This window comes from Enterococcus sp. AZ179 (genome assembly GCF_050498885.1).
Lineage (GTDB): Bacteria > Bacillota > Bacilli > Lactobacillales > Enterococcaceae > Enterococcus_D > Enterococcus_D entomosocium.
This window is the reverse complement of the sequence record NZ_JBMHEO010000001.1, coordinates 2,120,001-2,139,824: the sequence shown is the minus strand read 5'-3', so window position 1 is coordinate 2,139,824 and position 19,824 is coordinate 2,120,001. Positions and strand designations below refer to the sequence as shown.

18 protein-coding genes and 2 tRNA genes (1 of these 20 cut by a window edge) are annotated in these 19,824 nt (G+C 44.0%); 6 read left to right on the top strand and 14 right to left on the bottom strand.

Annotated elements, in window-relative coordinates; translation table 11 throughout:
* Window positions 1-43 precede the first annotated feature (43 nt).
* Window positions 44-1,186 (bottom strand): cysteine desulfurase family protein, encoded by a 1,143-nt coding sequence (locus tag IGI88_RS10025; RefSeq protein ID WP_035006519.1) that lies wholly within the window; start codon window positions 1,184-1,186, stop codon window positions 44-46.
* Between the two features lie 186 nt (window positions 1,187-1,372).
* Complete coding sequence (gene ezrA, locus IGI88_RS10020; protein ID WP_016611694.1) at window positions 1,373-3,094, bottom strand: septation ring formation regulator EzrA; 1,722 nt, start codon at window positions 3,092-3,094, stop codon at window positions 1,373-1,375.
* Window positions 3,095-3,452: 358 nt separating this feature from the next.
* Between ezrA and IGI88_RS10015 the strand changes: the two genes are divergently transcribed.
* On the top strand, window positions 3,453-4,802 hold the full coding sequence (locus tag IGI88_RS10015; protein ID WP_016611695.1) for an aspartate kinase: 1,350 nt from the start codon (window positions 3,453-3,455) through the stop codon (window positions 4,800-4,802).
* Between the two features lie 71 nt (window positions 4,803-4,873).
* Here the strand turns inward: IGI88_RS10015 and IGI88_RS10010 are convergent, their stop codons facing one another.
* The 3 genes from IGI88_RS10010 to IGI88_RS10000 form a co-directional block, all read right to left on the bottom strand.
* A complete protein-coding gene (locus IGI88_RS10010; RefSeq protein ID WP_275852178.1) occupies window positions 4,874-5,404 on the bottom strand; it encodes an HAD family hydrolase in 531 nt (176 codons plus the stop codon).
* Window positions 5,405-5,508: 104 nt separating this feature from the next.
* The gene (locus IGI88_RS10005) at window positions 5,509-6,369 is read right to left on the bottom strand and encodes a Cof-type HAD-IIB family hydrolase (protein WP_016611697.1); all 861 of its coding nucleotides are present in this window, start codon (window positions 6,367-6,369) and stop codon (window positions 5,509-5,511) included.
* 8 nt (window positions 6,370-6,377) lie between these two features.
* The gene (locus tag IGI88_RS10000) at window positions 6,378-7,208 is read right to left on the bottom strand and encodes a DUF72 domain-containing protein (protein WP_429960399.1); all 831 of its coding nucleotides are present in this window, start codon (window positions 7,206-7,208) and stop codon (window positions 6,378-6,380) included.
* A gap of 88 nt (window positions 7,209-7,296) precedes the next feature.
* Here IGI88_RS10000 and IGI88_RS09995 point away from each other — a divergent pair, with 88 nt between their 5' ends.
* Window positions 7,297-8,265 carry an asparaginase gene (locus IGI88_RS09995; protein ID WP_005237533.1) on the top strand — a complete coding sequence of 323 codons (969 nt, stop codon included), beginning with the start codon at window positions 7,297-7,299 and terminating at the stop codon, window positions 8,263-8,265.
* A gap of 50 nt (window positions 8,266-8,315) precedes the next feature.
* On the opposite strand, the gene IGI88_RS09990 is transcribed toward IGI88_RS09995, so the two are convergent.
* The 6 genes from IGI88_RS09990 to IGI88_RS09965 all read right to left on the bottom strand — a co-directional run bounded on the left by IGI88_RS09990 (window position 8,316) and on the right by IGI88_RS09965 (window position 15,073).
* Window positions 8,316-9,074 carry an acyl-ACP thioesterase domain-containing protein gene (locus IGI88_RS09990; RefSeq protein ID WP_429960398.1) on the bottom strand — a complete coding sequence of 253 codons (759 nt, stop codon included), beginning with the start codon at window positions 9,072-9,074 and terminating at the stop codon, window positions 8,316-8,318.
* A 15-nt stretch (window positions 9,075-9,089) separates the two neighbouring features.
* A complete protein-coding gene (locus tag IGI88_RS09985) occupies window positions 9,090-9,920 on the bottom strand; it encodes a fructosamine kinase family protein (protein ID WP_429960397.1) in 831 nt (276 codons plus the stop codon).
* Between the two features lie 16 nt (window positions 9,921-9,936).
* Complete coding sequence (locus IGI88_RS09980) at window positions 9,937-10,716, bottom strand: tyrosine-protein phosphatase (RefSeq protein ID WP_429960396.1); 780 nt, start codon at window positions 10,714-10,716, stop codon at window positions 9,937-9,939.
* Between the two features lie 158 nt (window positions 10,717-10,874).
* A complete protein-coding gene (locus tag IGI88_RS09975) occupies window positions 10,875-12,263 on the bottom strand; it encodes an L-cystine transporter (protein ID WP_010747447.1) in 1,389 nt (462 codons plus the stop codon).
* 345 nt (window positions 12,264-12,608) lie between these two features.
* Window positions 12,609-13,937 (bottom strand): aminopeptidase C, encoded by a 1,329-nt coding sequence (locus IGI88_RS09970; RefSeq protein WP_429960395.1) that lies wholly within the window; start codon window positions 13,935-13,937, stop codon window positions 12,609-12,611.
* A gap of 119 nt (window positions 13,938-14,056) precedes the next feature.
* Window positions 14,057-15,073, bottom strand: a complete 1,017-nt coding sequence (locus IGI88_RS09965; protein WP_008377006.1) for an acyltransferase family protein — start codon at window positions 15,071-15,073, stop codon at window positions 14,057-14,059.
* A gap of 164 nt (window positions 15,074-15,237) precedes the next feature.
* On the opposite strand from IGI88_RS09965, the gene IGI88_RS09960 reads away from it, so the two are divergent.
* Together IGI88_RS09960 and IGI88_RS09955 are read left to right on the top strand one after the other, a co-directional pair.
* Window positions 15,238-15,627, top strand: coding sequence for a GntR family transcriptional regulator (locus IGI88_RS09960; RefSeq protein ID WP_005237540.1), 390 nt, complete (start codon window positions 15,238-15,240; stop codon window positions 15,625-15,627).
* Window positions 15,624-17,012: a hypothetical protein gene (locus IGI88_RS09955; protein ID WP_429960394.1), complete on the top strand. Its 1,389-nt coding sequence runs from the start codon at window positions 15,624-15,626 to the stop codon at window positions 17,010-17,012. Before IGI88_RS09960 ends, IGI88_RS09955 begins: the two co-directional genes overlap by 4 nt.
* 115 nt (window positions 17,013-17,127) lie before the next feature.
* On the opposite strand, the gene IGI88_RS09950 is transcribed toward IGI88_RS09955, so the two are convergent.
* Window positions 17,128-17,201, bottom strand: a tRNA-Asn gene (locus IGI88_RS09950).
* A gap of 194 nt (window positions 17,202-17,395) precedes the next feature.
* Between IGI88_RS09950 and IGI88_RS09945 the strand changes: the two genes are divergently transcribed.
* A tRNA-Thr gene (locus tag IGI88_RS09945) sits at window positions 17,396-17,468 on the top strand.
* Window positions 17,469-18,161: 693 nt separating this feature from the next.
* Here IGI88_RS09945 and IGI88_RS09940 read toward each other — a convergent pair.
* Window positions 18,162-18,596 (bottom strand): universal stress protein, encoded by a 435-nt coding sequence (locus tag IGI88_RS09940; protein ID WP_005237544.1) that lies wholly within the window; start codon window positions 18,594-18,596, stop codon window positions 18,162-18,164.
* 391 nt (window positions 18,597-18,987) lie between these two features.
* Here IGI88_RS09940 and IGI88_RS09935 point away from each other — a divergent pair, with 391 nt between their 5' ends.
* Window positions 18,988-19,344 carry an iron-sulfur cluster biosynthesis family protein gene (locus IGI88_RS09935; RefSeq protein ID WP_008376995.1) on the top strand — a complete coding sequence of 119 codons (357 nt, stop codon included), beginning with the start codon at window positions 18,988-18,990 and terminating at the stop codon, window positions 19,342-19,344.
* A 48-nt stretch (window positions 19,345-19,392) separates the two neighbouring features.
* Here the strand turns inward: IGI88_RS09935 and IGI88_RS09930 are convergent, their stop codons facing one another.
* Window positions 19,393-19,824, bottom strand: partial view of an HAD hydrolase-like protein gene (locus IGI88_RS09930; RefSeq protein WP_194199755.1) — the 3' portion only. The gene runs 219 nt beyond the window's last position; the window shows 432 of its 651 coding nt (coding positions 220-651); its start codon lies beyond the right edge, outside the window; its stop codon occupies window positions 19,393-19,395.

Here is a 19,824-nt window from a genome sequence, read left to right as displayed (position 1 = left end):
AAACTCCTTTGATTTGGATTGATTTTATAGTGCTATGTCGTGCTTAATTAATTTTCGAAAATTTTTGGTACAACTGGTGGAAGACGATTAGAAACTGCTCGACTTCTGCCATCGTATTGCTCTCATCTAAACTGATACGAACAGCGGATGTCGCTAACTGTTCCGGAACGTGCATCGCATGAAGCGTACTGCTGGCCATCTTTTTACGAGAGGAACAAGCGCTCGTCGTCGAAAGATAGATCTGCTTTTCTTCAAAGGCATGGACTAAGACTTCTCCTCTGATCCCTTTTAATGAGAAACAAAGTATATGTGGCGCAAACCCTTCAGTGCCAGAAAAAAGCGTGACTTTCTCATAGCCAGCCAGTGCTTCTTGCAAATAGCCTTTTAATAATTGAACATGGTTCGGCTTTTCAGCCTTGTGTTCCGTCGCTAAACGCAGGGCTTTTGCCATGGCAACGATTGCTGGTACATTTTCGGTACCGCTGCGCTGGTTTTGCTCTTGCCCACCGCCAGTCATCAATGGCGCCAACTTACGACCTTGTTTCCAATAGATAAATCCGGCGCCACGAGGTCCGTGAAATTTATGTGCAGAGAACACGGCAAAATCGACTCGCTCATTGAACCATTGCTCTTGCGGGACCTTTGTGATGGCTTGGACAGCATCTACATGGAAATGGATCGTTGGGTAGTCCGCCAACACGGTTGCGATCTCATGGATCGGTTGAATCGATCCTACCTCATTATTGACCGCCATCACCGAAACCAAAATCGTTTCTTTGCGAATCATGTTTGCTAATTCTGACACGTTGACAAAGCCTTGCGCATCGACAGGTGCCACACTGACCTCAAACCCTAACTCGGCTAATTGAGCGGCTGTTTCACTGACGGCTGGGTGTTCAATACTGGAAATAATCAGGTGATTCCCATAGGCTTTTTTCGCTAAAGCAGTCCCTTTGATGACCCAGTTGTCTCCTTCGGTCCCCCCACTGGTAAATGCGATCTCTTTGGAAGAAACGTTTAACAGATCGGCGATCTGCTGACGTGATTGCTGTAGCAGGCGATTGGCTTGATTTCCTAAATCATGCAGGCTTGAGGGATTGCCGATGATTCGCTGACTGACTTGGACATATGTATTTAAAGCTTGTGGATAAATAGCGGTTGTTGCACTGTTGTCAAAATAGATCAATGATAGGACCCTTTCTCTAAAAAAATTCTTTCCCATTATAACTGCTCTTGGGCTGAGTTTCAAGGTGACTCGCTGGCTTTGGCTTTATTTAAAGGAAACTTTCCCTTCCTTCGTAAGCGTTAATCATGCAGCGAGCCATTCTTTCCATGAAAAAAGCCAGTCAGTTTTTCACTGCTGGCTTTCGTATTATACTAAGTCGCGGTTATTGAAGTAGAAGTTTTCGATCCTTTTGAAGGCACCTGGTTCTACTCGTTCCAACGCTGTGCCGATTTCATCTAGCGCATCTTGATAGCGATATTCTTTACTGAACAAGTAAAGTGATTTGTCGATCGCTGCCTTGATATCTGGATGAGAATGACGATAACGGTTGGCATATTGCATCATTTGCTCAGTCAATGCCGCAGCATCCACCAAGTCTTTCGTTTGTTCATCTAAAAGATCAAGATCTTCTTCACAGACAGAAACCAATTTATTGATTTCTTGCATGTTGATGCGAATCTTGTTCAATTCTTTGCCTAGTTCTTCCACCCGATCTGTTGCCACGAAGAAGAATTCTAAGTACTCACCTGGCAAACCAGGTAAGCGTTGCTTCTCAACAAACCGCTTCAAGTTGCGTAGACGGAATTCGAAGCTTTCCACTTTTTCTTGCGCAACTTTTTCGCCACGACGTAATTCCGCAAGGGAATCATCGATTTCGACTTGCTGGCTTTCCACATCATCCAAAATCTTGTAGGCATCTTTGTAGAAGCTTTGCACTTCTGAATAAGGAATTTCGTGCTTTTCTAATTGTGGTAGGTACTCGTTATTGCGACGAGCCAATTCGTCGACTTCCGTTTGAAAACCACGGACGCGACCTAATTCATTATGATTCAATGTATAGCTTTGTGCCGTATGATCCAACTCGATCAACAACTGACGGTTGTTCTTCGTTGCGTGGTCAATATAGTCTTCAATGATTTGGCGATTTTTCATGACATATTTCTTGGCATTGATCTCACGTTCCATCACCGTATACAAGGCATCGATATCACTTGCAGTATCACGACTTGCCACTTCAACGGAAGCGACTTCTGTTTTCGCTAGATCGTTCATGGAGTTTTCAACTCGTTTTTTCACACGGTTGATTTCTTCTTGGAAGTTTGCTTCTGGGAACACATATTTTTGTTCTAATAATTTTTTGTAGCCATCTTGGATTTCTTTCAACTGATCTGGGAAGGTACGGTTTAATTCTTCGTAGGCCGCTGGGATCCGTTTCATTAAGTCTTCTACTTCATAGGTGTGTTTTTCTGCTTGGTCTAACACTTCCCGTGCTTCCACAGGATCGCCTGAAGTATTTAAGGTAACAAATTGGGTGAACTCAATTTCAATGTTTTTGATTTGTTTTTGCAGCTCATTGTAAGCAGGACCGAATTCTTCGCCTTGATCCCGTAGCTTCTTCTTCAAGTCTTCGTAAACGTCCAACGCTTTTTGGACTTCCAGTGAATTTCGTTCTTCACTTTCTCGTAATTCTTTCAAGCCGGCGCGAATCTCTTCTACTTGGCGTTCCATCTCATCCATGGTCGCTTCCGCTTGAACAATCGCCCCTTTTGCTTTGAAAAAGCGGATGCGTTCGTTTAGTTCTTCCACTTCAAAGATTTGACTCTCAAGTTCAGCAAAAGATTTTGTGGAGATATCTGTCCATTGTTGGTTCCACTCACGGAAGGTGTTTTGACTTTGACCAACCAAGTGCATTCTTTTTACTTCATCGACTTCTTCGATCACCGGTAAGTCAAACAGATTTTCTTTGCGTTTTTCCAAGTCATTTAGCTTTTCTTGGTTTTTCTTCCGCATGAAAAAGCCAATTGCATACAAGACCGCTGCGATGATGATGATGGCAATGACAATTCCAAAGATGATATTAGTTCCCATTTTGTGGTTCCTCCAATTTTCAAATATACATGTTTCGTCTAAAATCTGCTGATCAGCAGATTGATTGATAAGTTCGTTGAGTATAAAAAGGACAGACAGTCCCTTTATAAAAAAGCATCTACGCTAGATTATAGCATAAAGAAAAAAATCAAGCATTAGATTGAGGCAAAAAAGATCGACTTTTTTCGCATTGAATAAAATCATTCACGGCTTTTCCATCGATAATGAAAACAAATCGTGAAATTTACATCAACAAGTGACTTTTTTTCTGATTTTTCCGATTTTTTTCAAGAAACCGCTTGATTTCTCCCTATTGAAACTGTACTCTAGTAAAAAGCTTGAACAGGAGTAATGTCAAATGAAAGTAGCGAAATTCGGAGGCAGTTCCCTTGCCTCAGCCGAACAAGTCGAAAAAGTTGTTGCGATAATTGAAAGTGATCCTAAAAGACGGTTTGTTGTTGTTTCAGCGCCTGGTAAGCGTTCCAGCGACGATCAGAAAGTCACCGATCTGTTACTAGCAGTCTGTACCCGTCTGTCTGCCCAAGAAGAAATCACTGATTTAATAGAAGAAATCTATGCCCGCTATACAGCGATCGCCGCCCCCTTTGGTATCGAACAAGTCCATTTAGACCGCATCTGGCAATCATTGGCGGCTTTTCAAACACTGCCTACTCAAGACAATCCGCATCTTTATGATACGGTTTTGGCAAGCGGCGAAGACAACAATGCCAAATTGATCGCAGGGATTTTACAAAGCCGTGGATTAGCTGCTCGCTACATGAATCCACAAGAACTTGGGTTGCTGGTGACGGATGAACCCCAAAACGCCCGTATCTTGAACAAATCGTACGCTAAGATCGCACAATGGCGCGATAGTCCTGAAATCTTAGTGATTCCTGGCTTCTTTGGTTACACAGAAGCCGGCGAAATCTGTACCTTCTCTCGAGGGGGATCTGATATTTCTGGTGCCATCGTGGCGGCTGGTCTGCAAGTAGAATTGTACGAAAACTTTACCGATGTCGATGGGATTTTTTCTGCTCATCCAGGCTACGTTCATCATCCAGAGTCCATCAAAGAAGTGACTTACCGAGAAATGCGGGAGCTGTCTTATGCCGGCTTTACTGTTTTGCACGATGAGGCGTTGATGCCTTCATACCATGCGAAAATTCCCGTGGTGATCAAAAACACCAATAACCCAAGTCATCCCGGCACCTTGATCACCAACCAAAGAGACAATTTGGATCAGCCGGTGATCGGCGTTGCCAGTGACGAAGGCTTTTGTATGATCTATATCCGCAAATACTTGATGAACCGCGAAGTTGGGTTCACGTTACGGGTCTTAGAGATTTTCCGGGAATTTGATTTAAATTATGAACACATGCCTTCAGGAATCGATGATATCTCGATCATTATGCGCTCCAACCAGTTGAATCCAGTATTGGAAGAAGAACTGCTGCGCAAGATCGCCTACGAGATCGATCCCGATGAACTGCGAATGACCCACGATCTATCCATGGTCGTCGTCGTTGGTGAAGGGATGCGTCAGCGGGTCGGGATCACTGCCGACAGTACCGCTGCCCTTGCGCGGAAAAATATCAACTTAGAGATGATCAACCAGGGGTCCTCTGAGGTCAGCATCATGTTCGGCATCCACAAAGAACAAGAAAAAGCCGCTGTCAGAACCCTTTACTACACTTTCTTTGATTAAACCAAACGTGCCAGTTGCACCACTCCTTTTGCTAATAAGCAATCGGAACGGGCAACTGGCACGTTTCTTTATTATTCTGACGATTCTTGGGCTTGCGCTTGTTTTTGTGCCAATTGGCGTTTGATTTCTGCCTTGATTCGCGGTTCAGGAGCAAACCGTTCTTCCCAATCGCTAGGCTTCATGACTTTGTGGGTCTCAGGATCATAATGGGGCTGCCCATCTGGAAAAAGTTTCCCCATGTTGGCGTCATGAACGATAGCCAGGATCGGCGCTGGATCGACCCCTACCAGTGAAAAAGAGCCATAGGTAAAATACAGCAGATCACAGAGCGCATCGACTTGTTCTACTAGAGAATCACTGACAGGCTGTTGTTTGGCAGCCAGCTTGGCTTGGGCTTGATCAATTGCTTGATGCAAATGCTCCAGGCCTGCTTGAAAGGTCTCTTCGTCATTGTTGCTGGCAGCATAAAGGAACTCAACTAATTCTTCAATTTTAAAACCAGCACGAAACTGGGCTTTTTCCGCTGAAAAAGCTTGTGGATATGGCGGTCGTGTTGGATCAAAGGTTTTATGAAACTCTTCCGTCATTTCAAATGGACTCATTTCTCTCGCTTCTTTCTGCTTTTTCTAATGGTTCTGTTTCATGGTTCTGCGCTGTCTCCTACGTTGCTTCATGGATTGGCTACACCTTGTTTATTTTTTTTAATTCAATCCCTTGCTTGGGCATCCTCGGCAATGATCCCAAAATGGATCAAGGCTTTCTTGATGCCGTCATGATCGTTGGTGTCCGTCACAAAGTCAGCACTGGCTTTGGTGATGGGCTGGGCATTGCCCATCGCAACCCCGATCCCCACACCTTCTAACATTTCCACATCATTAAAATGATCCCCAAAGGCCATCGCTTCTTCCATCGCGATCCCTTCATAGGCCAAAAATTCTTTGATCCCTTTGATTTTCGAACCGTTTTTCGGCACGATATCAACAGAATAGGCATTGGATCGCTTAAAATCACATTGCGGCAGCTTGGAGCGTAATTTTTCGCGCTCTGATTCAGGGCTCAGCATAATACACTGATAGATTGGCTCTCGTAAAATGTCCAATGATTCATAACGTTTGGCGTTGCGATTGGGACTGAAGCGCTGCAAGACTTTCTTTAAAAAGCCGACGGGAAATTTTTTCGGTACATAGCGCAAATAGCGCTGCATGACGGGTGATTGGCTTAAACGGATCGTCAAGCTGCCAGCCACTTGCGTTTCTCCGCCAAACATGACTTGACGATAATTTTCATCGGCGTATTCTACGATCGCTTCCAGCGTTTGTTTTGGAAAAGGTTTGGCATAAATCAAGGTTTCCTTCGTGTAAACATATTGGCCGTTATAGGTGATAAACATGTCTAACGACAAGTAATCGATCACCTTCTCTAAATCAACCGGACCACGTCCGGTGGCAATGCCGCAGAGGACGCCATTGGCTTGGGCTTGTTTGATGGCTTCACGAGTACTGGCAAGCGCCTTGCCGTTACTGGCAATCAGTGTGCCATCAATATCAAAAAAGATTGCTTTTATCATATGACTCCTCAAAATAATTTCAACTGATTAGGATTTAATGCTTCGTAATCGATCTGCAGCGCATCGATCAATGCACGAGCATTGTCAGCGGCATCACGACCGGCATTATTATTGAAGACCACTGCGACTTCTTTGGCATTGGCTTCGATGGCTTGAATCGCTTGTTTTAACTCCGTTAGTTCGGCTTGGTCATAGCGATACAAGGTCCGCAGATTTTTGGCATCTGGCCCCGTCGCTGTCCAGCCGCTGTCGTTGCGTCCATGAAAACGGCACAGGACAAACGCAGGATTGGTCACGGTTGGATCAAGGGGAATCGTGGTCGATAGCTTTTTCGGCTGATCAACGACTACTAAGGAAAACTGTTTTCGCTTCATATAATCGATCATTCCCGGATACAGTTTCGGCTGATACCAGCTGCTGTCTCTCAGCTCAATCGCCACTGGGTAACCCGCAAACCATTCTCGCACTTGATCTAAATAGGCGACATTTTCTTTCGTACATTTAAAGCTGTTGGGAAATTGCGCCAATAGGCAAAACAGTTTGCCCGCTTCTACCATTGGCGCGATCGCTTCTTTATAAAGCTGCAGCGCTTCGGTCATGGTCAACTGATCTGGCAAATCCCCTTGGGTGGTCACACTTTGATGGACTTTCAACACAAAGCGGAAATTTTCGGGAATCTGGGCCAACCAATTGCGCACGTCTTTTTCTTTTGGCAAAAAATGATAGGTGGTATCCAGCTCAACTAACGGAAAATAACGGGCATACTCAAATAATTTCGAGTTTTTTCTTTGCACGAGACTGCCATGTTCACTAAATGTGGTACAACCAATTCGAATCATTTTTTCCCATCGCTCCTTGTTTTCTTATTTTAATAGTATACAATAGTTTTGAGTTAAGAGTAAATAAATCATTGCAGGTGATGAAAAAATGAAACGAATTCTCGTGTTGCACACTGGCGGTACCATCGCCATGAAAGAAGATACCCTGACAGGCGGCGTCAGCCCCGATGTCAGCAATCCGCTGATGGATGCACCGATCCACATTGATGACGATGTTGAATTGATCGTCGAAGACATTTTTAATATTCCCAGTCCTCATATGACGCCAAAAGAAATGCTGCAGCTGAAAGAACGTATCCAGCTGGCGCATTTAAGCGGTGTCGATGGGGTCGTGATCACTCACGGAACCGATACGCTGGAAGAAACGGCCTTCTTTTTAGATACCACGATCGGCGGTCAGTTACCGATCGTGGTGACTGGTGCCATGCGCTCAAGTAATGAAATCGGCAGTGACGGGCTTTATAACTTTGAAAGTGCGATTCGGGTCGCCAAGTCCCCCGATGCCATAGGAAAAGGTGTCTTAGTCGTGATGAACGATGAGATCCATTCCGCACGTTATGTTACGAAAACCCACACCACCAATATTGCGACGTTCCGCACCCCGACATTAGGTCCGATCGGCTTAGTCACAAAGCACCGAATCTTGTTTATGCAAGAGCTGTTAAATAACCGCCATTTGGATGTTGATCGTGTCGATGGTTTGTTTCCGATCGTCAAAGCCTATGCTGGGATGACTGGGGAATTGTTCGATGCTTTAGCCGACTCGCTGATCGATGGACTAGTGATCGAAGCTTTAGGCGCTGGCAATCTGCCGCCTCAAACCATTGAGCCTTTGAAAAAACTGATCGCTAGAAACATTCCGGTCGTCTTAGTTTCTCGCTGCTTCAACGGAGTTGCCGAGCCGGTCTATGACTACTTAGGCGGCGGGATCGAATTGCAAGCTCTTGGGGTGATTTTCTGCAATAGCATCAATAGCCAAAAAGCCCGCATCAAATTGTTGATAGCGAAAAACCGTGGGTTGACCATGGATGAGCTTCCTGATTTCATGGAGAATTGACCAAACAAAAACCCTTTTGCCATTCCGTTAACGGAGGCAAAAGGGTTGTTTTATTTTTCTCGCCAAGTAAAGATGGCTTCGCAGTAAGTATCCTCACCGATCTTGATCTCGTGGATCGTATGCAGCGGCACAGCCTCGCCGGCTTCATCGACTGTCTTTTCATTGATTTGAAAATGGCTTTCGATCAAATGGCCGTAAGCAACTTCCCGATCAAAGCGGATCGTCACTTGGGTCACTTCATGTTTTGTTAAAAACTCATAGCCTAAGACGTCCATCAGCCAATTGAAATACATGGCGTTGTTGACATGCTGATTGCTATCGATATCGTAGAAACGCACCCGATACGGCAAAAATTGTCCTTGCGTGATAGGGGTGATCTTCGGATAGCGTTTGATTCGCTTAATTTTTTCACTGCCAAAAGGTACCACGATCTCATCCGGAACACTGCTGACTTTGCGCGTCTCCGGGTCCATCAACGCAAAAACCGCTTCGATTTTGACCAATTCCGTTCCGTCTTCTGCCAATAACCAAAAGTAACGGTAGCAGAAAAACTTATTGTATTCTCTCGCCTGGGTCGCCACTTGGATCTGCTCCCCTACGCGCGGCAAACGAGTTACCGTTATATGATAGCTGGTAATGATCCAGGTCAAGCCATAACTAGCGATGACTTCCGGTCCGCGGTTTAACGCCGCACTTTGTTCTTCTGATGTCTTGATGGCAATGCCTAGCATGGCTGGAAACGTCATCGTTTGGTTGACATCACATTCATAATACGCCACTTCATGCGTGGCTTGATACTTTGCTGCCATAGTTCTAATTGCCTCCTAAAAACGACTCAATATTTCATCGACAGTTGGTCCATAACTTTCGCCAAATTGATTCAAATGGACCAATAAATAATACAATTGATACACTGGCAGTCGCTCTTTCCAATTCTCATCTAATGGATAGACTTCTTGATAGCCTTCCAAAAATTCCTGACGAAAACCGCCGAAAAGCTGGGACATCGCAATATCCATTTCTCGATCCCCATAGGCGACTGCCGGATCAAGAAACACTGGTTCTCCTTGTTGATCGAACAGCACATTCCCCCGCCAAAAATCACCGTGTAATAAAGCAGGTGTGACGCTGCGATCACGCCAATTCTCATGCAAAAATTCTTTCAAACGCAGATAAGCGGCTTCCCGTTTGGCATGCCAGTGATTACCCAGCTTCGCTAATTCGACTTGCACATCCAAACGGCAGACTGTGTAAAAATCAAGCCAATCGGTGGTTTTCGGATTGACTTGCGGCAAAAAGCCGATGTAATTGTCTTCGTAAAAACCAAAAGACTCCTGCGTCTGCTGATGAAGCCGAGCCAAGCATTGGCCTAAGCGCCGCTGCTGTCCTTCCCCACTATCGATCCATTCCATCAATAAAAATGCCCCCACTTCGGTCTGACCGAGGCGTTCGATTTTTGGCACCCGCACGAAAGGGGCTAATTCAGCTAAGCCATTGATTTCTGCTTGAAAGAACACCGATGAAACATGAGGATGGGTCTTTAAAAAATAGCGATTTTCTGCTGTCGTGAAACGATACGTTTGATTGACATCCCCACCACTGATGGGTGTCAGCGAGCCGGGCATCCCGATTGCTGCGAACAATGCTTCCTCCATACGGATCTCCCTTTCTTTACTCAGTCAGTTGGGCAGTCAAATACGCTTGCTCTTCTTTCGTCACACCTAGTCCTTGCAGGAGATACTGATCGACCGAACCGAAATACTGATCGATCGCAGCCAAACTTTCCTCAAGAAAACTCTCTTTGGCACTCATCAAAACCGTAATCGCCGTTAACAGCTCTTCCGGCAAATGCTGGGTCATTGGGGCAAATTTTTCTTTTAGCATTGGGGCTAAATAGCGATTGGTCGCTAAATAATCTTCTTTGATCGTCGCTGGTGCCACAGCCAACACATGCAGCAATAAAAAGGCGCCAAAGCCTGTGCGATCTTTGCCCGCGGTACAGTGGAACAAGGTTGCTCCTTTACCTTCCGCATTGTCGATCACATGATCAAAGAACTGCCGATATTGTTGGCGGGCATAGTCGCTTTCAACAAAGTGACGGTAGACTTTTTTCATCTGCTCTTCGGCATCTTCCCCATCTTCCAAGCGCTGCTTCAAGCTTTCTGGCGACAAGGAAACCATCGTTTCGTCTTCTTTGAAAATAGGTAAAAAAAGCTGCTTTGCTGTGGCGATCGGTCGATCAGGCTGTGCATTGGCTTCAGCGATGGAGCGAAAATCAATGACCTGATTGACCCCATAGTTTGCCAGTACTGCTTGATCTGAAGCAGTCAATTCATTGATCGCCGCACTGCGGATCAATTTTTTTCGTTTGATCGTCGTGCCGTTTATCGTTTGATAGCCGCCAAGTTCTCTGACGTTTGCTGCTCGTTCTAGTTGAATCAATTGTGTCATTGCTTATCCCTCCCGCGATGTTCTAGTTAAAAGTATAGCAGAAACTTCGCTATTAAGGGCACTGAAACCTAGATTTTTCTATGAGCTGAGCTTTAACGGACAAAAAAAAGAAAGACCACACGCAGTCTTTCTTTGCTTTCGCTTGTTAAAAAATGTTTCTATTCGGCTTCGATCACGGCCGCAGAATCATCTAAGATCGAACGATCCAGTTCGTTGATACGGCTGCTGGTCACCATTCCAGCAACCATACTGTCGCTGACATTAACAAGTGTCCGTGCCATATCGATCAATGGTTCAACAGAAATAACTAAGCCTACGATGGCGATCGGCAAGTTCATTGAGCCTAAGACGATCAATGAAGCAAAGGTTGCGCCACCGCCGACACCAGCAACGCCGAATGAGCTGATCGTAACTACTGCAACTAGCAGCAGGATAAACTGCCAATCAAAGACATTGATCCCAACCGTTGGTGCAACGATCGTTGCCAACATCGCTGGATAAACACCCGCACAGCCGTTTTGACCAATCGATAACCCAAAGCTGCCTGCAAAGTTAGCCGTGGCTTCATCAACACCTAACGCTTTGGTTTGGGTTTCGATGTTCAATGGCAAGGCACCCGCACTTGAACGAGAAGTAAAGGCGAAGCTCAAGACTGGAAAGGCCTTTTTGAAATACGTTACTGGATTGACCCGAACAGCGATCAGCAATAATGAATGAACGAGTAAGACCAAAATCAAAGCGGCATAAGAAGCGATGATAAATTTTCCTAAGTTCAAGATGGCTTCAAAATCACTTGAAGCTAATACGTTTGTCATCAATGCCAAAACGCCATAAGGTGTCAGGCGCAAAACTAACGTGACGATACGCATCACGATTTTATATAAGCTGTCCATCAAATTCGCAAAAGTTTCCGCTTCTTTCGGTGATTTGCGTTTGACACCAAGAAAGGCGATCCCAACAAAGGCTGAGAAAATCACGACCCCGATCGTACTTGTCGAACGAGTACCAGCAAAGTCGGCGAAGACATTACTTGGGATGAAAGAAACGATTTGTTGTGGGATCGATAGATCTTGGACTTGTGTCGAACGTTCCGCTAATTCTGCGATCCGCGCTGTTTCCGTTGCTCCTTCGGTAAAGCTGGCACCGTCAAGACCAAAGACCATGACCATCACAATCCCGATCAAGGCAGCGATCGCCGTTGTCCCTAGCAAAGTCGCAAGAACCGTAAAACTGATCTTCTTGATTTTTTCGCTTTCTTTCATCTTGGTGAAAGCACCAACGATCGAAACGAAGATCAAGGGCATGATCAGCATTTGCAAGAGGGCCACATAGCCGCTACCGACCATCGTGATCCAGTCAAGAGCTTGCGTGACAACGTCAGAGCCTGTCCCAAAAATCAGCTGTAGCACACCACCAAAAACGATCCCGACGAACAACGCCGCAAAGACCCGCGTTGAAAACTTCACGTGACGCTTTTGCAATAAGTAGAACCCATAAATAAGGGCAGCAAAAAGTAGAACAACAATAATAGTTAACAGATTTGTCATTTGAATCCTCCTTTTGTTCAATAAACATGACAAAGTCTGTCAGAGGAAGTAAAGGTTCCCAGTGACCATTCTTCAACAGTTCACTCTAATGAGACGTGTGGCATCATTAGTGACTATTCCATTTTAAAGAAGTTTGCTTCATCTTACAATAAATAAGTTCCCACTTTTCTGGGATGGTACCGCTTTTTTGTCAGTAAATAAAAAAAGAACCGTTGCCACACTCCCATGCTGCTAGGATTTCTGCTTTCCTAACGGTTGGATTGCGGCAACTGGTTCGTTATTTTTTCATTTCGTCTTTTTGAAAAATTTCAGAAAATATTCAGGCAATCATTAGAAATTGCTGACTTACGCCAAAGCGCCCATTGGATCCCAAGGTGCTAAGACCGTTGGTTCTGCTTCAAAGGCAGCCAATTGTTCTGCTGTCAGGAATTCTTTGCGAACCACGATTTGATAGGTGTATTCATCCATCCATGCATCGCTCATGACGAAGAAGCCATTCGTTCCGACTTTTTCACCCCAGCTGTTTTCGACTTTCCATTTGGTTGATTCGCCGTCGATCAAGTCAACGCCAGTCAAGACCATCGCATGGGTCATTAAGCTTTCGCCAAAATCTAAGCGTTCTGCTTTCGTCATCGTAAAGTCGATATCAAATAAGTCGTTGATATCATAGGCATATAATGCCATGATCCCAGTATCTCTGGTAGAAGATTGACCGACATCACAACCGAACCACACGGACTCCCCTTGTTCCAATTGAGCGATCGCTAATTTTTTGAAGGTCGGCATATCGACGTTCAAGTATTTGACTTCTTTGCCGCCAACCACGTTGCCTAGCATTTCTACGGTATACGATTGATTGTAAGGTTTGTCGGCAGTTGGTGCGTTGATGATACTGACATAATCGTCAAGGTCCACCCCGACATATTTTTCATAAAAGCTTTGCGGTGTTAAGTTGCGATCAATGTGATAGTTTTTGTCTTCATCACGGTATTCAAAATCAAATGTTTCTGGCGGTGTGCCTAAAGAAGTCGCTAAGAAACGATAAATGTCTTCCAACATCGCTTCTTTGGCTGTTTGGATGTCTTCAGCTGTTTTGCCTTCAGCCACTAGCTGACGCAAAGCAACCGCATCTTTACGCAGTTTTTTGTTCAAGTAATTGTTTAGGTCACGAGAATTGGAAGAGTTGCTGCTTTCTGGCATGACCGTTTTTGGCACGACACCATATTTTTGGAAAATCGAAACGATCATGTCCCATTGCCCACCATCTTGTTGTGGTGTTTGCAATAAGAAAGCAACTTTGCGACTTGTTAAAGGTTCGTTAGCAGTTGCTAAAATATTTTCATAGAAATAGTTGGCTTTTTCGTATTTGTCCCAAAAGAAGGTATGGTTTTGCGACAATTCAAATTCTTTTAAATTGAAATCATTCAACATCTTATGACGGAATGTATTCAATGCGGCAAACATCCAGCAGCGGCCTGATTGTTTTTGGTTTGAGACTTTCCCGGTTGTCACATCAACTGAAAAAACTGGCACATTGTTGACTTTTGCTGACACGTTTTCCGCAGAAGCGGTGATCCCATTTTTCACAACACTCCGTTGCAGTGCCGTTTGTTTATTATTTTCTTGATACGCTTGCGCAAAGGCAGCGGTGGTCTTTTTTGAAATTTCTGACATATTTCTTCATCCTTTCACTTTCCTTTCCTTCCATTTTACGCCTCTGCCTCTCAAATAACAACCGCTCCTAGAAAAATGAAAAAATCATCTTTCTAAGAGCGGTTGCTCGTATCAAGGATTTAAAGAGTTAGCATCAAAAGCAAAAAGCCAAGTAAAACAAAGGATAGTCCTCGTTCAAATCGTGCATAAAGGAAGCGGATCGGACGACTAGCTAGCAAGATCGTCAGTAAAACACTGGCTAACACCAACGTCACAAAGCCTAATACCGACAGGTTCAAGTCGGTGATCGCTAATGCCCGCAAGCCCTTGATGAAGATCCCCTGTAAAAGATAGACCAGCAGAGTGTTTTTGCCCCACTTCGTAAAAAACAGGTGCTCTCTAGGCACGAGGCTCAGAAAACCGATGATCCCCATCAGCCCGATCACGAAAAAGACCGCACGCAAGGGACCGCCGAACAACGGATAGCTCAAGTAATCGTCATAAGGCTTGGAACCAAAAACCATGTACTTGTTCATCCCATGAAAAAACGCGATAAAGGTGTAGATGATCGGTAGGAAAAGCAAACTGATGGTTCGAATCTTTGGTTTCAATAAAAAGCGCATCTCATTTTTGGGAAAATAAAACCCGATAATGAAAAACGGCAAAAAGACAAAGGTCCGCTGCAAGGTCAACACTTGATTTAAAAACGGCACGTAGCCAGCAAAGATGCTCAAGCCAATACTCAGCAGGATCGCCTGCTTTTTGGACATTTTTTGAAAGATCAACAGCGAGAGCTGCCAAAAGAACATGCTAAGCAAAAACCAAAGTGCCCATTGCGGATTCAACAGTTGGATTTTTAGCGACTCCCGTAGACCGATCAACCAGTAATAGACGGTGTAAAACACCTGAAAGAAGACATAAGGCAGCAAGAACTTTTTCATCAACTCACGAAGCTTGTGTCCCTTCGTCAACGGTTTGGCAAAGTACCCAGCCAGAAAAACAAAAGCTGGCATGTGGAAAGTGAAGATAAAATAATATAGGTCATGATAAAACTTCTGATCGCCGATAAAAGGCTGCAGCAAGTGACTGAAGACGACCAAGATCATCAGTAAAAATTTTGCATTATCAAAGTAAGCCGTTCTTTGCGATTGGCTCATAAAAAGTTCCTCCTCTAAGTTGTATCTGTCAAAGGATACCTGATCCATGAAACAGAACTATAACAAGCTATTTACTTTTTTCTAACGATTCTTGTTCATTTGATTACCAGTTGCTATTTTGTATAGTTTGTATTAATATATATAATACAAAGGAGCTGTTTTCGATGATATTTGATATTCAAACCCAAAGCAACCAACCCATCTACCAGCAGTTGCGGGAACAGATCATTGTCGGTATCGCAAAAGGCGATTTGGCCGCTGGCGAATTGCTGCCATCCGTCCGTCAATTAGCCGAAGAGATCGGCATCAATACCATGACGATCTCAAAAGCCTACAATTCCCTCAAAGAAGAAGGCTTGTTAGTCACAGATCGCCGCAAAGGAACCGCCGTTGCCGCGCCACCACCGTTTACTTCCGGACAAGAAGCGGAGTATCGCCAAAACTTACAGCTACAGCTAGCAACCGCTCTCTTACACGGCAAAAGCAAGCAAGCGCTTTTAACGGATGTTCAACAACTTCTGGACCAATTTCCTGAAAGGAATGAATGCAAATGACTTATCTTTTTTTCATTATTGCCCTCGTCCTCTGTGGGACGACCGCATTTGGTTTACGCTTGATCAGTAAACCCCACAAAAATGTTTTACTCGAAAATACCCTTGCCCCTGAGCATCTGGATGATCCTAGCGTCCACAGCTTGATCACAGAATTTCGCAAGCGTATCCTACAAATCGTTGGTACATTTAGTGTAGCAAGTCTCCTTTTTTTGTTCAATTTATCTGACTCCATCATCCTTACCCTGTTCTGGCTTTATATGGCCGCTTTGCTGGGGACAGCTTACTTGGTGCAAGTACATTACATCGGAAAAATGCGGCAATTGATCCTTACCAATGGATGGGAACTACCCATCGATCCGATTCGGATCGATACGAAACTCGTTCAAACCAAAAATAAGCGGATGCTGCCGTGGTATAGCCTCGTTCCTGCGGGGATTTTGTTGATGATCAGTTTGTACCAAGCATGGCAGTTGCCTGATCTTTCTACAGGATACTTGATGGGCGGTGTCTCCTTAGCAATTTTTGCGCTGTTCCTCTATCTCTGGGTGATCATCAGCCGCTTACCCGTTCGCGGGATCAGCGGCAATTCAACTATCGATCAACACATCAATGATTTAACAAAGCGCTATTGGTCCTTAATGATCGCCGTGACTTGCACCATTACGCTGCTCTTGTTGACTGTCCCGCTGGCGTCCATGTCCGCTACCGGAGCATTCAGTACTATCCTCTTAGTGCTCTTTGTTGTTTTGGTGGTTTTCTTGATCGTCTTTACCTTCTTCTTATTGCTTGATCTGCGTAAAAAACAAGATCAGCTCTTAGAACCAGCAGCACAACCGCGCTATTATGGCGAAGATGCTTACTGGCGATATGGTTTTTACATCAATCCTAATGATGCGCGTCTGTTCGTTCCTGACCGTGTTGGGATGAATATCGGCATCAATTTAGGCAAACGCAGCGGACAAATCGTCGCAGGTATCACCGCGGTCTTCTTACTTGTGTTAATGATTGGGACCATCATTCCCATGTACCGCTTAGATTTCGCTCCTGATGCGATCACCGGCGAAGTGCAAGGACAAGAAGTCACCTTCAATGCACCAATGACCGGGAAAACTACGGTCTCTTTGGCAGATATAGAGACGGTGGAATTGATCGAAACATTGCCGTCTCCTCGTGTTCGTACCATGGGTGTAGGAACCGCCAGTTACCAAATCGGTAAGTTTACCGTTGCCGGCGAACCTGCCAGAATGTTTGTCGACACGAAGGTGACGCCCATTTTAAAAGTCACTACTAACGATGGCCCAACCGTTTTTTACACAAATAAAAAAGCCGCCGAAACGACGGATTTATACGAGGAACTATTACAGAAGATTTCCTCAGCGGAGTGAGTGTTCTGGAGAAAAAACTGGGCAACCCATTATCCCCAGGCTATCGACAACCAACAAAAGAACGGACTCTTTCCAACAAAAAAACGACCTTCCGAAACGAAGGTCGTTTTTGATACTCCGGCAGTAGGACTCGAACCTACGACATCATGATTAACAGTCATGCGCTACTACCAACTGAGCTATGCCGGAAGAATCTATCTGTACTATACCAAATAGTCAGATAATTTAGCAAGAGCAAAAATCAATTTTTTGATCCTTTTTTTCAAGAAAATCCCCTTTTAGAAACTTCCCTTCCCGCAAAGCGTTTTTCTCTAGAAATATCCGAAAATCTCATTGACAAAGTAGCGCCTTTACGGTATTCTATATCTTGTGTTAAATAACACGCCGCTTTAGCTCAGTTGGTAGAGCGCATCCATGGTAAGGATGAGGTCGACGGTTCAAGCCCGTCAAGTGGCTTTGGTAGGACAACGTTTGTCGGACGTTGTCTTTTTTTGTACATCTCATTCCCAATATATAGCGATAATTTCTAAAGTTAACAATTCGTATTGCCTCTAATTACTTGCGATATACAAAAGAAATAAGATCGTAAAACCCAATAGTACGAAAGATACAACTGCTTTCACCATTCTCGCTGCATCTTTAAATTTGAACAAGAGCGTATAAAGATTAATAAAGTAAATGATCGACAGGACTGCTTCTTGCGAATATTCCTTCACTTGGATCAAGCCTAACCATATACTCAGCAAAAGAATCGAAAAAACAACCTAATAGTTTTCTGCAACACGCTTCATTTCATTCTCCTTTCCAATGATAGCCACTTGCAACCAGCTGAATCATGGAAACTCAGTAAATTATCAGCCCCTCTCTCCAATACTTTTCCTACATCCTTTGCTTATTAAAAGTGTAACAAACTTTCTTTTCTAACGGTCAACCTAGTTCAATTTACATAAATATTTTTTTGATAAAACGACGAAAAGACGTTTTCAATCGTTACTCACAGCTCCATTTTAGGCACTTCTTTTTTACAACAAAAAACCTGCTCTCCTAAAGCAAAGAGAGCGGGTTTTTCAACTAAACTGAATTTTTTTGATAGGAGATGCCTTATGCTGACTTAAAAAATAACATATTTTTTCCGTTTGATTCAACTTTTTACTTCACGACCAGCACCGTACATTTCGAATGATTAACGACATAATCGGTGGTTGAACCCACGACAGCTCGGGTCAATGTGCCTTTACCAGTTGCACCGATAACGATCAAATCAATTGGATACAATTCAGTCGCTGCATGAATGATAAAACGTTTTGGATCACCGACTTCAACGATCACCTCAACATCTTCCACCCCATGTTGATTGGCATCATAGATTTTTTTCAACATATCCGTTTCCACACGTAATTTTTCTTGATCAAAAATTTTCGCAAAAGCATAGGCACTTGTGGATAACTCAGCATTGTTGATAACAGAGAGGACATACAATTTGGCTTTGTTCCTACGGCAAATCGCGAGTGCTTCTTGGAACGCTTTTTCTGACTGATCCGACCCATCTAAGGCTACAAGTACATTTTGAGAATTACGTAACATCCAAATCGCCTCCTTTTCTTTATTTTACCACAAAAAATGGAAGCGTTACAAAAAAGGACGAGGTCTACTCTTAAGAGACCTAAAACTTCCTTTAAGATTTGTGAAGGTCCTTACTTGGTTCCGCAATTATGCAGTAAAATAAGAAGAACAATGATTCGAGGTGAAAGAAATGCGCTCTTTTTTCCATGCTGCAGTCACTGTGCTCTTGTACTTAGGGCTTTTCTTGCTGATAATCGGTATTATCGCCTTTTTCTTGCTAAAACTTTAAGCTTGGTTTGTTGAAAAGCAAGTTGCTGTCACATCCCTAAGAGGAGTGATACACTTGATTTATCAACAATTATCGAAACGAACAGCTTGCTGCTCACTCGTTTCAAAAAGGAGATCATGCAAAATGGACTTACATATTACCCCTAATGCCGCTGCTCGCTTTCCAGAAGGACACGACTTATATATTCTGACGAGTAATGACGGATCGAACCAATTTTCTTCCGCAGCTGGATGCTGTATGATCGGCGAACGTTTTTTGATCACACCGATCGACGAACCGTTAGACCCATACAATGAGTTAGTCTCAAGCAATCAGTTTACTTTTTTTACATCAACCTATGATCAAATGTTCTTGACTGGTCATCTAATTCTAGATGTTCACCCAACTTCAGGAACCTTGATTTTGAAAAACGAAAGCGGCTATTTGGATACCAATCTTTTATTGGAAGCTTCTCCGCAGTTGAAGCAAACGAATGTGTAACAAAAGAGCTGACAAACGCCTTGTAAGGTGCTTGTCAGCTCTTTTTCTCTATACGGAATGGGAAATCAACGAAAGAAGTTCTTGTGTCTCAGCGGCTAAAGCGATTGCACCAGCATCAAGCAATTCTTCTCGTGACCCAAAACCATATAAAACACCGATTGCCGGTAACTGGTTTTCTTTTGCACCTAAAATATCATGCTCACGGTCGCCGATCATGATGGCTTGCTGCGCTTTTTGCTCCTTTTCGATCTCAGTTAGCGCATAGTGGATAACGGCCGCTTTTTCCCCACGTTTATTCTCAAGATCCGCCCCATAGATTCCTTTGAAATAGCCATCATACTTGAGATGAGTCAGAATCTTTTTTGCAAAAACTTCTGGTTTCGACGTGGCGATATACAAATCGTGATCCTTTGCCAACTCCTGCAATGTTTCTTCAATCAACGGATATGGTTGTACTTGAAACATACCCGCTTGACGATA

What these genes read in the sequence shown, in the direction of transcription:
- IGI88_RS09985 (WP_429960397.1), bottom strand. Translation starts at nt 9,920, where the DNA reads ATGGAGGAAGCATTGTTCGCAGCAATCGGGATGCCCGGCTCGCTGACA.
- IGI88_RS10015 (WP_016611695.1), top strand. Translation starts at nt 3,453, where the DNA reads ATGAAAGTAGCGAAATTCGGAGGCAGTTCCCTTGCCTCAGCCGAACAA.
- IGI88_RS09940 (WP_005237544.1), bottom strand. Translation starts at nt 18,596, where the DNA reads ATGTTACGTAATTCTCAAAATGTACTTGTAGCCTTAGATGGGTCGGAT.
- IGI88_RS09955 (WP_429960394.1), top strand. Translation starts at nt 15,624, where the DNA reads ATGACTTATCTTTTTTTCATTATTGCCCTCGTCCTCTGTGGGACGACC.
- IGI88_RS09995 (WP_005237533.1), top strand. Translation starts at nt 7,297, where the DNA reads ATGAAACGAATTCTCGTGTTGCACACTGGCGGTACCATCGCCATGAAA.
- IGI88_RS09980 (WP_429960396.1), bottom strand. Translation starts at nt 10,716, where the DNA reads ATGACACAATTGATTCAACTAGAACGAGCAGCAAACGTCAGAGAACTT.
- IGI88_RS09990 (WP_429960398.1), bottom strand. Translation starts at nt 9,074, where the DNA reads ATGGCAGCAAAGTATCAAGCCACGCATGAAGTGGCGTATTATGAATGT.
- IGI88_RS10010 (WP_275852178.1), bottom strand. Translation starts at nt 5,404, where the DNA reads ATGAGTCCATTTGAAATGACGGAAGAGTTTCATAAAACCTTTGATCCA.
- IGI88_RS09960 (WP_005237540.1), top strand. Translation starts at nt 15,238, where the DNA reads ATGATATTTGATATTCAAACCCAAAGCAACCAACCCATCTACCAGCAG.
- IGI88_RS10005 (WP_016611697.1), bottom strand. Translation starts at nt 6,369, where the DNA reads ATGATAAAAGCAATCTTTTTTGATATTGATGGCACACTGATTGCCAGT.
- IGI88_RS10000 (WP_429960399.1), bottom strand. Translation starts at nt 7,208, where the DNA reads ATGATTCGAATTGGTTGTACCACATTTAGTGAACATGGCAGTCTCGTG.
- IGI88_RS09970 (WP_429960395.1), bottom strand. Translation starts at nt 13,937, where the DNA reads ATGTCAGAAATTTCAAAAAAGACCACCGCTGCCTTTGCGCAAGCGTAT.
- IGI88_RS09975 (WP_010747447.1), bottom strand. Translation starts at nt 12,263, where the DNA reads ATGACAAATCTGTTAACTATTATTGTTGTTCTACTTTTTGCTGCCCTT.
- ezrA (WP_016611694.1), bottom strand. Translation starts at nt 3,094, where the DNA reads ATGGGAACTAATATCATCTTTGGAATTGTCATTGCCATCATCATCATC.
- IGI88_RS09935 (WP_008376995.1), top strand. Translation starts at nt 18,988, where the DNA reads ATGGACTTACATATTACCCCTAATGCCGCTGCTCGCTTTCCAGAAGGA.
- IGI88_RS09965 (WP_008377006.1), bottom strand. Translation starts at nt 15,073, where the DNA reads ATGAGCCAATCGCAAAGAACGGCTTACTTTGATAATGCAAAATTTTTA.